Origin of the sequence: Alkaliphilus peptidifermentans DSM 18978 (assembly GCF_900101495.1) — a bacterium.
In the GTDB taxonomy this organism is placed as follows: domain Bacteria; phylum Bacillota; class Clostridia; order Peptostreptococcales; family Natronincolaceae; genus Alkaliphilus_C; species Alkaliphilus_C peptidifermentans.
In genome coordinates this window covers 69395-82303 of the sequence record NZ_FMUS01000003.1, presented here as the reverse complement: position 1 = coordinate 82303, position 12909 = coordinate 69395, and the positions used below count along the sequence as shown (strand labels likewise).

Sequence of the window (12909 nt, the reverse complement as noted above, 5' to 3'; positions counted from 1 at the left end):
ATTATTACATTAAGGAGGTTAAAAAATGCCCATAAGTAAAAATATTTTTATGAAGCAGCCCATGATGAGAAAGGTTCTATATAGTCTGATACCAGTAATCTTTGGTGCTATTTACTTCTTTGGTTGGCGAACAATCATACTAATGTCAGTTGTAGTTCTATTTGGTTTTTTAACGGAATTAATATTTAAAAGAAAGCAAAAAAAACCCGTTACTGAAGCTGTAATAGTATCTGCTATTCTTTTCACCCTCACCTTACCGGTGTCTACTCCCTTTTGGGTTGCTATTATAGGAATTATTTTTGGTATTGCCTTCGCAAAGGAAGTCTTTGGTGGCTTTGGACATAATGTATTTAATCCAGCCCTTGCTGGAAGGACCTTTCTTTATGTATGCTTTCCAGAATACCTAACAGTTAGATGGAATGTTGCTGCCGACACATTTCCAGGTGGATTCCTTCAATATATGACACCTGCAGTAGATACAATGTCCAGCTCAACTCCCTTAACAATTTTAAGGCAAACGGGTGAAGCCTTACCTTTACAACAGCTTTTCTGGGGAAATGTTTCAGGCTCAATGGGTGAAACAAGCGTTTTCTTAATACTAATTGGTGCTGTAATCCTCCTTTATACAAAGGCTGCAGATTGGCGTTTAATGGTGTCTCCTATTATTGGGTTTGTTGGTTTAAGTAGTATCTTAACACTGATGGGTGTTGCAAATGACCCTGGACCACTTTTCGGGCTACTATCTGGAGGCATACTTTTTGTGGCAATATTTTTTGCCACCGAGCCAATAACAGCCCCCAAAAATAAAGAAGCAAAAATAATATATGGTTTGTTTATTGGAATTATTACTTTATTAATAAGGGTATATGGAATTTTTGTTGGCGGTGCTATGTTTGCAGTACTAATAATGAATACCTTTGCCCCCATCATAGATATTGGTTTTAAAAACTTGAATTCAAGGAAACGAAAGCAGGTGAAGGCAGCATGAAGAAATTCAATTATAAAGCCATAATTTTTATGCTTGTTATATCTGTTATTTTTACTGGTATCCTGGCAATTATTAATGAATTTACCAGTGAACAAGTAATGCTTAATCAGGAACTAAAACAGCAAAAATCCCTTTTATATGTACTAGATTTCCCTACTGATAAGCAATCTGCTACTGAAGTAAGCTCCCTTTTTAATAATAATATCATTGAGCAAAACACTGATGATTTTACATATTACGAAGGGTATAAAAATGATCTTAAGGTTGGATATATATTCCCTATAGAAGGTGAAGCAGTTTGGGGTACCCTTAAGGGCTTTATTGCCCTTTCACCAGATTTTAATGAAATCATTGGTGTTGACTTCATCTCCCATAGTGAAACTCCGGGGTTGGGGGGTAGAATTGACGAGACACAATTCAAAGAACAATTTAGGGGCATTGAGATTGATCATACCAAGGAGGATGAATATATCCTTTATCGACCACACCCAGATGGACAAGTAGACTCAATAACTGGAGCTACTGGCACCTCCAATGCTGTAAGAAGGATCTTAAACAATAACTTAAATGACATCCTTAAGGAAAAAGGGGGTCTTTCCAATGATTAAAATAAAAGAAATTAAGAATATATTTTCCATGGCTATTTTTAAAGATAACCCTATATATCGTCAAATTTTAGGTATCTGTTCTGCTCTTGCAGTAACGAACCTAATGCTAAACTCTCTGGTTATGGGAATTGGGCTAATTTTTGTTACATCCTTTTCAAGTTTAACGGTCTCATTTATACGAAGATATACACCAAAGCATATTAGAATGATGGTGCAGACCCTAATAATATCTGCTTATGTAATAATAGTTGATATTATATTAAAAGCCTATTATCCTACAATGAGTGAAGCATTAGGACCATATGTTGGATTAATTATCACCAATTGTATCATCATGGGTCGTTGTGAATCCTTTGCTCAGAAAAATCCCCCTCTACCTGCTTTTCTAGACGGTGTGGCATCAGGAATTGGATATACATTTGTTCTTTTAACAATAGCTTTTTTTAGAGAACTCTTGGGCTTTGGTACTCTTTTTGGTATTCAAGTTGTTGGTTCGTGGTGGCCAAATTGGATATTCATGATAATGCCACCTGGCGCCTTCTTTATGCTGGCTATTTTAATATGGGTTGCCAATTCACTTGTTCCTGAAGCCGAAGAGGAAAGTCTTTCACCAGCAACAGTAAAAGCAGGAGGTGTTGAATAGTGTCTGATATTAATCCTTTTGTAATACTTATCGCTTCAATTTTTACAAGCAATATGATACTAAGCAATTTCTTAGGAATGTGCTCATTTATAGCGGTTTCAAAAGAAATAAAAACATCATTGGGGCTAGGTCAAGCAGTAACCTTTGTATTGACAGGAACTACCATAATAAACTACCTAGTTTATCATTATCTACTGGTTCCCTTCAACTTAGAATATTTAAGGTTTATTGTATTTATCATAACTATAGCTGCATTCGTACAGCTGGTTGAAATGGTAGTGGAACGTTATTTACCAACCCTCTACTACTCTTTAGGAATATTCCTTCCCCTTATTACAGTAAACTGTGCCATATTAGGGGTATCTCTATTTATGGTTATTAGAAGCTATTCATTTATTCAAGCGGTGGCCTTTGGAATCGGGTCAGGTTTAGGCTGGCTCCTTGCAATATTGGCGATGTCTGGAATACGTCAAAAAATGAAAAATTCTCCAATCCCAAAAGGTTTACAGGGGCCAGGAATAACCTTAATTATTACCGGTTTAATGGCATTAGCCTTTATAGGCTTTTCCGGAATTGTTAGAATACAATAACAGAGGGGAGGGATAGCCCTATGATTAACATACTGGTTACAATTGGAGTAATATCTGGCTTATCTACCATTCTTGCACTACTCCTAACAATAGCAGATGTTTATATTGCAGATTATGGAGAAAAGAAGATTATAATCAATGGTGAAAAAGAACTAATAGTTGATGGAGGAAATACTCTTCTTTCTTCCCTTGTTGGCAGTAGCATATTTATTCCCTCTGCCTGCGGTGGTAAAGGGAGCTGTGGCTATTGCAAATGTAAAATTAACAATGGTGCAGGCCCTGTTCTTGCTACTGAGCTATCCTATTTAACTGACGAAGATCAAAAGAATAATGTTCGTCTATCTTGTCAGGTCAAGGTAAAGGAAGATATGGAAATCGAAATACCAGAGGAGTTATTTAACGTAAAACAGTTTAGAGCAATAGTAGAAGAAGCTCAAGACTTAACAGATAAAATTAAGTTCTTACGATTTAAAATTATAGATGGTCAAGAAATATCATTTAAAGCAGGTCAATATGTTCAATTAATTGCACCAGCGTATCCTGGTAATAAAGAAGAAGTATATCGAGCTTATTCAATAGCATCTTCTACTAAACATCAGGACTATATAGATTTGATTATTGGATATGTAGAGGGTGGAATACTTACCACATATGTTCATAAGCATTTATCAAAGGGAGATGAAGTATCATTTAATGGACCATATGGAGACTTTTACCTTCAGAACACTGATGCCGAAATGGTAATGGTTGCTGTCGGAACAGGAATGGCTCCTATAAGAAGTATATTGTATGAAATGCTTGATAAAGGAATAAATAGAAGGGCAGTTTATTTCTTTGGAGCACGTTCAAAGGATGACCTCTTTATGTTGGATGAAATGAAGATGCTAGAAGAAAATCTATACGATTTCAAGTTTATTCCAACCCTTTCCCGTCCTCAAGAGGAGGATGATTGGGAGGGAGCTAAAGGTAGAGTAACTGATGCTATTGCAGAATATTTGGATGAAGCTCCAAATCGTGAAGCATATCTTTGTGGAAGTGCTCCAATGATAGATTCTACGGTTAAAAGTCTATTGACAAAAGGGTTTTCTGAAGACAGAATTTTTTACGATAAATTTGAATAGAATAATAATGCTCCACTTCAGTTGAAGTGGAGCATTATTATTCTATAAAAACAAACCCTGATATTTTCAAAACTACTTAAACCCGTTCAGAACCAAAACGGGAATGAGCTTAAGGTAATCAGTAGTTTTCAAAACTCGCATCTGCTCAAACAGTTGAAAACTATTATCTGATTACCTTTTCACTCTTTTTATTCTAACTTAACTAATCGTTTACTTAAGTTTTAAAAATCGTGTTTGTCTTCTAAATGCCATAAATATAACCTAATATTCATTTCGGTAGACATCCATTCTGCTTCTAAAGATTTCTAATGTTGAAGGTGGATTATATATAATTGCATTGGCTCCTGCTTCAATGGTTTCCTTAATAACCTCTTCGTCTCCTCCTCCAGTTGCTATAATAGGTATATTACTAAAATGTTGCTTGATAATTTTCACTACCTTTGATGTGTTTTTTCCTGCGGCAACGTTCAAAATATCTGCTCCAGCATTAATTCTATCCTCTATTTTTTGCAGGTTGTCAGAAACTACAGTAATGGCCACAGGAATATCAATTGTTTGCTTCATCATATTAACAGTATCGTTTGATGATGGTGCATTCAATACTACCCCTATTGCTCCTTGAAATTCTGCGTGTAGGGCTAGGTTACTTGAGCGCTGCCCATTGGTAACACCACCACCTACTCCGCAAAATACTGGTACATCAGAGCATGTCATTATGGCATGGGTAATGGTAGGCTGCGGTGTAAAGGGATAGACTGCCCAAATGGCATCTGCATCAATGTTTTCTATAATAGCTATATCTGTTGTAAAGGCCAGGGATTTTATTTTTCTTCCTAAAATAACAATTCCAGATGCCTCACGAATTATTTCAGGTACCTTTATCATATAGCTTCTCAAATTTCCTGTAATACGAGGTACGGGCTTATACATAGACTCAATTCCTTTCCCTATATCATAGTTGAAAAAACTAATTTGTAGCTTCAACAGCCTCCATAATATGAAAGTACTCTTTAGTCCAATAGATTAAATCACATAAAAACATATGGAATTTATGGCTAGCTGGATCTATATCAACAGTATTTACAATTACTTCATATAAATATCTTGTGAATTCTGGAATATGACCATCATAATAAACTAATTGATAATGCTCCTCTTTAATTATTTGTAATAAGGCTTTATGCATTGCTTCCAGTTTTACGTCTTTCTTATCCTTTATTATTTTTCTCATAATCTCTAGGCAAGTAAAATCATTATAATTGATTTTCCGTTCTTTAGGATAGTATACCTTAAAAACATAAATATCTTCTAATATATTTGAGTCATTCATGTTTTCTGCCATATTTATACCTCCCCCTTAAAATATTCCCTCATACTAATTATAACGAAAATTTCTAAATATATTATAATTTTCTAAAAATTTATTTTTTTAATTTTTTCTAAAATCAAGCTTATTACTAATTAACCATACTAATTAGTCTTAATTTTTAGATATCATGTCAAAAAAGCCGCTATTTCTAGCGACTTTTAATATAATATGATGTTACATCCTTAAAATCTTCCCTTGGACGAACTTCTTCAATTTCACCATCCTTAATAAGATATTCCGCTGGTCTTAAGGAAAAGTTATAGTTTGAGCTCATTACTCTACCGTAGGCACCGGTATCACCGATTACAATGTATTCATCATTTTTCGGTAAAGGTATAACTCTTTCCTCTGCAAAACGGTCTCCTGTCTCACATAGAGGCCCTACAATATCTATTTTGCCTTCATCCCCTGTATCATGCTGGGGATATATGTGATGATAGCTATCATATAAGCTTGGACGAATTAAATCTGCCATTGAAGCATCAGTAACGACAAAGGTTTTATAGGGAGTTTTCTTTACATACTCCACCCTTCCTACAAGTACTCCAGCATTACCAATAATGAAACGTCCCAGCTCTAGAATAACAGGTAAATTCATCTGCTTAATGATTGGTATTACCCGTAGACGATAATCTTCTAGTGGAAATTCCTTGCCACTTTTTAAATAGTCGATACCCCAACCACCTCCGATATTTATGAAGGTCAATTGATGATTATTTAAGCTTTTTATAAATTCATAAATCTTACCATAAGCATCTTCATAGGGTGTTATATTTAGTATTTGAGAACCGATATGAATATGAAGCCCCTGAATCTGCACCAGTGGATGTTGATAATACTTATTAATCAAGCTGCTGGCTGTATCTAAGTCCATTCCAAATTTATTCTTCTTTAATCCTGTAGAAATATAAGGATGAGTAATAGGATCAACATCAGGATTAACCCTAAGGGCTATAACTATCGACTTATTTTCTTTAATTGCAAGTTCTTCTAACCTCTCTAACTCTTCCTTGGAATCAATGTTTAATGCCCTCGGTTGGTAATAAAGCATATCCATCAAAAACGACTTGGTTTTTCCGTTACCATTTACAATAACATTGGCTGGATCATAGCCAACTCTTTTAGCCGATTCAAACTCTCCTTCAGAAACAATATCAATTCCTATACCAATATTTTTCAACTCTTCAAGAAGATATAAATTATTGTTGGCCTTAGCAGCAAATGATATGTGATAGTCTAAACCCTCAAATGTTCTTTTAATTCTTTCTATATTCTTAACTATTTGTTGCCACGAGTAAAGATAGAAGGGAGTAGGTCTATCCTTAGCTATCTCTGCTATTGTTATGTCTTCAACAGTAAGGTGATTATTATAGTATTTAATCATTAGTGCCCCTTCCATTCTGTTAGTATTTCTATAAGATAATTAACAAATGTATCTATTTCATCATAATTAATTATTAGTGGGGGAAGCAGTCTCAAAATGTTTCCATTGGTAATATTAACCAAAATGTTTCTCTCCATAAATTGAAGTCTTAATTGATTTGCATTACCATTAATCACTACCCCCAGCATAAAGCCCTTACCTCTAATTTCACCAATATATTGGGGAAATTGTTCCTTTACTTCCTTTAGCTTATTAATTAAATAGAGCTCCTTGCCAGGCACTTCGTTAATAAGTCCATTTTGTAAAATTTCTATAGTTTTCAGTCCTAAAGAGGCACTTACTGGGTTAGGTGCAAAGGTTGTTCCATGGTCGCCCACCTTAAAATAATGAGAAATTTCATTGGCCACCAAAATGCCTCCTAGTGGTAATCCTCCTCCTACACCCTTGGCAAACAAAAGAATGTCTGGCTTCACAGAAGTATGCTGATAGGCAAACAGCTTTCCTGTTCTTCCCATACCTGTCTGAATTTCATCAACACAATAAAGAACTCCATGTTCTTTACAAAGGGCTTCTGCTGCTTCCATAAATTCCTTAGTAATAACTTCAATTCCCCCCGAACCAGATATCGGCTCGAATAAAAAGGCAGCAGGCTTTTGGTTTAATATGATATCCTTAAGCTTTTCAATATCTTGCTCATCAAGCTCATAAACAGCCTCGTCAATTGTTGAAAAATCCTGTTGAACAGAAGCCATTCTTGTTAGCTTCATTGCCCCACTTGTTCTACCATGGAAGCTATTTTTAAATACAATAATTCCATTTTTACCTTTGTCTTTTCCATATTTATGAATATATTTAATTGCTGCCTCAGTACTTTCTGCGCCAGAATTAGCAAAAAAAATTTTTCCTGCAAAAGAATTTTGTACAAGGGTTTCAGCCAATAGTATGGCGGGCTTATTATAAAGGAAATTAGAGATATGTGAAAATTGTTGGGATTGTTTCTCTAATTCCTCCACCAGTAGTGGATGACAATGGCCAAGTATGTTTACAGCTAGTCCTGAAAACAAATCAAGATAGCTCTGCCCATCTTCATCGGTTATATACATTCCTTTAGCCTTTTCCACTACAATGGGAAGGCGATCGTAGGTAGGTAAAAGGTATTCTGCATCTAGCTGTATCCATTTTTCCTTCATTCTACTGTCACCAACCCAAATCCTTTACCTATTAGAGTGATTACCTTTTCTTCAAGGCAACTATCTACTACCCAGGTAATTTTTATTTCAGATGTTGTTACCATTTTAATTTCTATATTATTCTCAGCCATTATTTTGAAAACTCCAGCAGCTACCCCTGAATGAGTCCGCATACCTAAGCCCACCACAGAGATCTTAGCTATATTTTTATTGATCTCCCATTTAATCTCAGGAATTTCCTGCTGCCAATTACTTATAATGTCTTCTGCTATTGATAGATCTTCTTTGGGAATTGTAAAACTCACATACATTTTCCCATCTTCAGTTATCATATGTGAAATCATATCTACATTGACTTCCCTGTCTGCCAGTTGTCCAAACAATCTATAAAGATTACCTGTGGAGGATGGTAGATTTATTACTGTAACTTGAATATCCTCTAAGTTAGAAGCCATACCGGTTATTACTGTTTCTTCCATCGAGTCTTCCCCCTCAAATTGTATGATGGTGCCTGGTTCTTCAGAAAAGGTTGAAGCCACATATAGAGGTATTTTATACTTATTTGCCATTTCTACTGCTCTATAATGCATTACCCCTGCGCCTAAACTGGCCATTTCCATCATTTCTGCATAACTTATTTTATTAATTTTCCTTGCCTTCGTCAGCTTTCTAGGGTCCATAGTATAAATACCCTCTACATCTGTGTAGATTTCACATCTTGCCCCCAGCTTGGCAGCCAGAGCAACTGCTGAGGTATCACTGCCACCTCTACCTAATGTAGTATATTCATGATTGTCAGTTACTCCTTGGAAACCTGCAACAACAACAATCTTATTATCCTCAAATGCTTCAATCACCCTTGAAATACTAATATCCTTAATACGTGCTTTTTGGTGAAGTGATGTGGTTTGAATATTTAATTGATGTCCTGTAAAGGATACAGCTGAATGTCCCTTTGAAATTAAAGCCATGGACAACAGTGAAATTGCAACCTGTTCACCTGTTGTCAATAGCATATCCATTTCTCTTGGATCAGGTGTATCAGAAATCGCTTTTGCTAAAGATAATAGCTCATCTGTTGTTTTTCCCATTGCAGATACTATAACTACTACTTGAAAGCCTTCAGCTCTCTTCTTTATGATTTTGTCTGCAACTGCTTTAATTTTATCAACAGATCCTACAGAGGTTCCACCATATTTCTGTACTACTATATTCATGGATTAGGCTTCCTTTAAATTGCGAAGCACTTCAACAATCTCTGTCTTTGACCTGGTTTTTTCATCAATATTTTTTATTATCCTTGCAGGAGTACCTGCCACCACAACATTTTCAGGAACATCTTGTGTAACTACAGCACCAGCAGCTACTACAGATCCTTTCCCTACCTTCACACCTTCAAGAATAACAGCATTCGCACCAATTACAACATCATCTTCAATAATAACTGGAGTAGCCGATGGAGGCTCTATAACTCCAGCAACAACTGCTCCGGCACCAACATGACAATTTTTACCGATGATACCTCTTCCTCCAACTATTGCATTCATGTCTATCATTGTACCATCACCGATGATTGCTCCAATATTTATAACAGCACCCATCATAATAACAGCATTCTTACCTATTTCCACCTTTTCACGTATGAAGGCACCAGGTTCAATTCTAGCATGTATATTCTTTAAATCTAATAATGGAATTGCGGAATTCCTTCTATCATTCTCTATTTCAAAATCTTCTATAAGTCCTTTATTATCCTCCAAGAGTTGAGAAACTTCCTTCCACTCTCCAAACAATATGGCAGTGGTTCCTGTAACAAAGTTTTTTATTTCATACTGACTCCAATTTATCTTTTCCATTTCACCTTTAACATAGGCTTTAACAGGAGTCTTTTTTTCACTATTACCAATGTATTCAATAATTGTTTTTGCATCCATTATATTTTCCTCCTTAGTCTATTCCTTAGTCTACTCCTTAGTTTAATCCTAATACATTCTTCATATTGTACAAACCATTGGCCTTACCTGCTATATATTTTGCTGCCTCTAATGCTCCTTGGGCAAATACTGACCGATCATGGGCTTCATGAACAATTTTAACCGTTTCTAAATCGTTTATGAAATGGGCCTCGTGAAGTCCTACAATGTTTCCTCCTCTAATGGCATGAATACCAATTTCACCCTTTTCCCGTGGACACTGGCCTTCTCTACCATGCTGGTGTTTTGTCTTTGTCCCCAGACCTGCTTCTATGGCTTCAACAATTGTTCGTGCACTCCCTGATGGTGCATCCATCTTTCTATTATGATGGGCTTCAATTACCTCTATATCCACCTTGTTTTGTAGCATAGCTGAAATCTGTTCCACCAGTGAGAACATTATGTTCATTCCTAAGGACATGTTTGTAGCATGTAGTATAGGGATAAGCTTTGATGCATTTTTTATTTTCAACAGTCCTTCCTCTTCAAAGCCAGTAGTACCAATAACCAATGGAGTTTGGTTATCAATACAATACTTCAGTACATGATCAATTGCGGAGGGATGAGAAAAATCTATAACAACATCAGCCTTGAAGTCAATTCTCTCAACTGGATTATTTCTATTAACTCCAGCAATATTTGACCAATATGAATCTTCTTTTCCTAAACGGTAAATGTTCTGTCCCATTCTGCCGTTAATACCCCATATATATAAATTCAAATAGATCACTCCCTTTAAATAATGTTTTGGGCCTTCATTTCATTTTTAAGTTTTTTAAAATTCTCTTCTTCCATCATTGTTAAAGGTAATCTAAGTTGATTTTCTATATATTTCATTTCATGTAAAGCTGCCTTAACTGGAATAGGATTTACTTCAATAAATAAACAATCTATTAACTTCTTATATTTTAACTGTAGATTTAATGCATCATCTACCCTACCCTCCATAAATGCCCTACACATTTCTTGCATTTCACCAGGTATGATGTTTGCTGAAACAGATATTACACCATGACCACCACAGCTATAAATAGGAATCACCTGATCATCATTACCTGAGTATATTTTAAAGGTATTAGGAGTCAGTCTCTTTACCTCTAATATTTGAGATATGTTTCCACTAGCCTCTTTTATAGCAATGATATTCTCAACTTTAGCCAGCTCTGCAACTGTTTCAGGTAAAATATTAACCCCTGTTCGTGAAGGCACATTATATAAAATAACTGGTAGCTTGGTTGACTTAGCAATTTCTGTATAGTGGGCTATTAAACCTTTTTGTGTAGCCTTATTGTAGTAGGGTGTAACTACTAATACACCGTCTGCCCCCAGTTGCTCTGCCTCTTTTGTATAATTTATTGTTGCTTCTGTACTATTTGAACCAGTACCAACAATTACAGGTATTTTCCCCCCTGCCTTTTCGATGGCGGTCTTAATCAATAATTCTCGTTCATTATGACTTATGGTTGAAGCTTCTCCTGTAGTTCCAAGTACAATTAAAGCCTGTGTTTTATTTTCAAGATGAAACGCTATAAGTTTTTTATAGGCTTCTATGTCTATCTGTGCCCCTTTAAAGGGGGTAACTATAGCTACTCCAGAACCATTAAACATACTAAAACCGCTCCTTTTTATAAATTATTTTTTTCCATAGCCTCTATAATTTGAACAGCATTAGTAGCTGCACCTTTTCTTAAATTGTCTGCTACAACCCATAAAGAAATACCCTTTGGATTAAATAAATCCTTTCTAATTCTTCCCACATAGGTAGCATCAGTGTTTTCTACTTCAAGTGGTGTTGGATAACAGTTTTCTTCAGGGTTATCCATCAATACAATTCCTTCTGAATTTGATAAGATCTCTTTAATTTCATTAACATCTGGTGTTTCTTCAAATTCAACATATACCGATTCACTGTGTCCATAGTAAACAGGAATTCTTACAGTTGTAGCATTTACTTGAATATCTTTATTATCAAATATCTTCTGTGTTTCATATACCATTTTCAATTCTTCTTTAGTAAATCCATTTTCGTTGAAAACATCAATATGAGGTATGCAATTTCCAAAGATCTTTCTTGTGTAAACTTCATTAGGATGGTTTTCATCCTTTGTTTGGTTTTCCAGCTCCTGAATAGCCTTAAAACCACTTCCTGATACTGCTTGATAAGTAGATACTACTATACGCTTCATTCCATATCTCTTATGGAGAGGTGATAAAGCCACCACCATTTGAATAGTTGAACAATTTGGATTAGCAATTATACCGCGGTACCCCTTTAAAACATGAGGATTCACTTCTGGTACTATTAGCGGTATCCCTTCTGTCATTCTCCACTGTGATGAATTATCAATAACAATATTTCCTGCTGCAGCTGCAATTGGAGCAAATTTTTCTGAAACTCCTCCACCAGCTGAAAACAATAGATAATCAAAAGTATCCTTCATAACTTCATCAGTTAGTAATTCAACTTGAATTTCTTCCCCTCTAAAGCTAACAGTAGTGCCTGCCGATTTTTCTGATGCAAAAAGTCTTAATCGATCGATGGGCAATTTTCTTTCATCTAATATTTGTAACATCTTTCTTCCCACTGCACCTGTTGCACCAACTACACCAACAATTAAACCCATAATAATATTCCCCTTCCGTCTTATAATTTTATTGATAAATAAATTTTGTTACATTAATAGAATAGGTTGTGTTCTTATTATCTTATGATATAGCACAAATATAGTTTCTATTGTATATTAAGTGCTAAAAAAAGAAAAAAACTCCCTAGAATATTCTAAAAGGAGTTTGTTAAAGCAATAAAAAAATAACGAATGAAAACCACAATATGGTTTTCAACGCATATATATTATCACTATCAACAAATAGCACTCCATAGAATGTATTCTATGACAGTTGCCTAGTTATTAACCAGACACCCAACAGTCAAATTGAAAGTAAATTGACTATTTCGGCACGTCAGCCTTTTTATGCTAGTATTGAGGACTTCCCCTCTTAACACCTAACATATACTCTTCTTCGGTGCACCTCTATCTATTAA

General features: G+C 35.3%; 14 protein-coding genes and 1 riboswitch. Of the genes, 5 read left to right on the top strand and 9 right to left on the bottom strand.

Annotated elements, in window-relative coordinates; all coding sequences use genetic code 11:
• Nucleotides 1-25: 25 nt before the first annotated feature.
• Genes BLP68_RS03295 through BLP68_RS03275 form a run of 5 tightly spaced genes read left to right on the top strand, consistent with a single transcriptional unit; the run spans nt 26 to nt 3950 of the window.
• Entirely contained in the window at nt 26-988 is a 963-nt protein-coding gene (locus BLP68_RS03295; protein ID WP_091539971.1) for an RnfABCDGE type electron transport complex subunit D, read from the top strand.
• On the top strand, nt 985-1596 hold the full coding sequence (locus tag BLP68_RS03290; protein ID WP_091539967.1) for an RnfABCDGE type electron transport complex subunit G: 612 nt from the start codon (nt 985-987) through the stop codon (nt 1594-1596). The genes BLP68_RS03295 and BLP68_RS03290 overlap by 4 nt, the downstream gene beginning before the upstream one ends.
• Nucleotides 1589-2239 carry an NADH:ubiquinone reductase (Na(+)-transporting) subunit D gene (locus tag BLP68_RS03285; protein ID WP_091539963.1) on the top strand — a complete coding sequence of 217 codons (651 nt, stop codon included), beginning with the start codon at nt 1589-1591 and terminating at the stop codon, nt 2237-2239. Before BLP68_RS03290 ends, BLP68_RS03285 begins: the two co-directional genes overlap by 8 nt.
• Nucleotides 2239-2829 carry an NADH:ubiquinone reductase (Na(+)-transporting) subunit E gene (locus BLP68_RS03280; RefSeq protein ID WP_207647861.1) on the top strand — a complete coding sequence of 197 codons (591 nt, stop codon included), beginning with the start codon at nt 2239-2241 and terminating at the stop codon, nt 2827-2829. The genes BLP68_RS03285 and BLP68_RS03280 overlap by 1 nt, the downstream gene beginning before the upstream one ends.
• Nucleotides 2830-2849: 20 nt before the next feature.
• The gene (locus BLP68_RS03275; RefSeq protein ID WP_091539959.1) at nt 2850-3950 is read left to right on the top strand and encodes an NADH:ubiquinone reductase (Na(+)-transporting) subunit F; all 1101 of its coding nucleotides are present in this window, start codon (nt 2850-2852) and stop codon (nt 3948-3950) included.
• Nucleotides 3951-4211: 261 nt separating this feature from the next.
• Here BLP68_RS03275 and BLP68_RS03270 read toward each other — a convergent pair whose 3' ends face one another.
• The 9 genes from BLP68_RS03270 to BLP68_RS03230 form a co-directional block, all read right to left on the bottom strand.
• Entirely contained in the window at nt 4212-4934 is a 723-nt protein-coding gene (locus BLP68_RS03270) for a beta/alpha barrel domain-containing protein (protein ID WP_330389040.1), read from the bottom strand.
• Nucleotides 4918-5292 (bottom strand): hypothetical protein, encoded by a 375-nt coding sequence (locus BLP68_RS03265; RefSeq protein ID WP_091539957.1) that lies wholly within the window; start codon nt 5290-5292, stop codon nt 4918-4920. The genes BLP68_RS03270 and BLP68_RS03265 overlap by 17 nt, the downstream gene beginning before the upstream one ends.
• Before the next feature lie 175 nt (nt 5293-5467).
• Nucleotides 5468-6703 carry a diaminopimelate decarboxylase gene (lysA, locus tag BLP68_RS03260; RefSeq protein ID WP_176758843.1) on the bottom strand — a complete coding sequence of 412 codons (1236 nt, stop codon included), beginning with the start codon at nt 6701-6703 and terminating at the stop codon, nt 5468-5470.
• Nucleotides 6703-7893 carry an aspartate aminotransferase family protein gene (locus BLP68_RS03255; RefSeq protein ID WP_091539952.1) on the bottom strand — a complete coding sequence of 397 codons (1191 nt, stop codon included), beginning with the start codon at nt 7891-7893 and terminating at the stop codon, nt 6703-6705. The genes lysA and BLP68_RS03255 overlap by 1 nt, the downstream gene beginning before the upstream one ends.
• Entirely contained in the window at nt 7890-9110 is a 1221-nt protein-coding gene (locus BLP68_RS03250) for an aspartate kinase (RefSeq protein ID WP_091539950.1), read from the bottom strand. Before BLP68_RS03250 ends, BLP68_RS03255 begins: the two co-directional genes overlap by 4 nt.
• Before the next feature lie 3 nt (nt 9111-9113).
• Nucleotides 9114-9827: a 2,3,4,5-tetrahydropyridine-2,6-dicarboxylate N-acetyltransferase gene (gene dapD, locus BLP68_RS03245; RefSeq protein WP_091539948.1), complete on the bottom strand. Its 714-nt coding sequence runs from the start codon at nt 9825-9827 to the stop codon at nt 9114-9116.
• A gap of 37 nt (nt 9828-9864) precedes the next feature.
• Entirely contained in the window at nt 9865-10587 is a 723-nt protein-coding gene (gene dapB / locus BLP68_RS03240; protein WP_091539945.1) for a 4-hydroxy-tetrahydrodipicolinate reductase, read from the bottom strand.
• Nucleotides 10588-10601: 14 nt separating this feature from the next.
• Nucleotides 10602-11474 carry a 4-hydroxy-tetrahydrodipicolinate synthase gene (gene dapA, locus BLP68_RS03235; protein WP_091539943.1) on the bottom strand — a complete coding sequence of 291 codons (873 nt, stop codon included), beginning with the start codon at nt 11472-11474 and terminating at the stop codon, nt 10602-10604.
• 17 nt (nt 11475-11491) lie between these two features.
• Nucleotides 11492-12490, bottom strand: coding sequence for an aspartate-semialdehyde dehydrogenase (locus BLP68_RS03230; protein ID WP_091539940.1), 999 nt, complete (start codon nt 12488-12490; stop codon nt 11492-11494).
• A 236-nt stretch (nt 12491-12726) separates the two neighbouring features.
• A riboswitch (Lysine riboswitch) is annotated at nt 12727-12909 on the bottom strand.

Bases quoted from the DNA above. Each gene is read 5' to 3' on its own strand.
- lysA (WP_176758843.1), bottom strand. From the start codon at position 6,703: ATGATTAAATACTATAATAATCACCTTACTGTTGAAGACATAACAATA.
- BLP68_RS03250 (WP_091539950.1), bottom strand. From the start codon at position 9,110: ATGAATATAGTAGTACAGAAATATGGTGGAACCTCTGTAGGATCTGTT.
- BLP68_RS03275 (WP_091539959.1), top strand. From the start codon at position 2,850: ATGATTAACATACTGGTTACAATTGGAGTAATATCTGGCTTATCTACC.
- BLP68_RS03295 (WP_091539971.1), top strand. From the start codon at position 26: ATGCCCATAAGTAAAAATATTTTTATGAAGCAGCCCATGATGAGAAAG.
- BLP68_RS03285 (WP_091539963.1), top strand. From the start codon at position 1,589: ATGATTAAAATAAAAGAAATTAAGAATATATTTTCCATGGCTATTTTT.
- BLP68_RS03290 (WP_091539967.1), top strand. From the start codon at position 985: ATGAAGAAATTCAATTATAAAGCCATAATTTTTATGCTTGTTATATCT.
- dapD (WP_091539948.1), bottom strand. From the start codon at position 9,827: ATGGATGCAAAAACAATTATTGAATACATTGGTAATAGTGAAAAAAAG.
- BLP68_RS03255 (WP_091539952.1), bottom strand. From the start codon at position 7,893: ATGAAGGAAAAATGGATACAGCTAGATGCAGAATACCTTTTACCTACC.
- dapA (WP_091539943.1), bottom strand. From the start codon at position 11,474: ATGTTTAATGGTTCTGGAGTAGCTATAGTTACCCCCTTTAAAGGGGCA.
- BLP68_RS03265 (WP_091539957.1), bottom strand. From the start codon at position 5,292: ATGGCAGAAAACATGAATGACTCAAATATATTAGAAGATATTTATGTT.
- BLP68_RS03230 (WP_091539940.1), bottom strand. From the start codon at position 12,490: ATGGGTTTAATTGTTGGTGTAGTTGGTGCAACAGGTGCAGTGGGAAGA.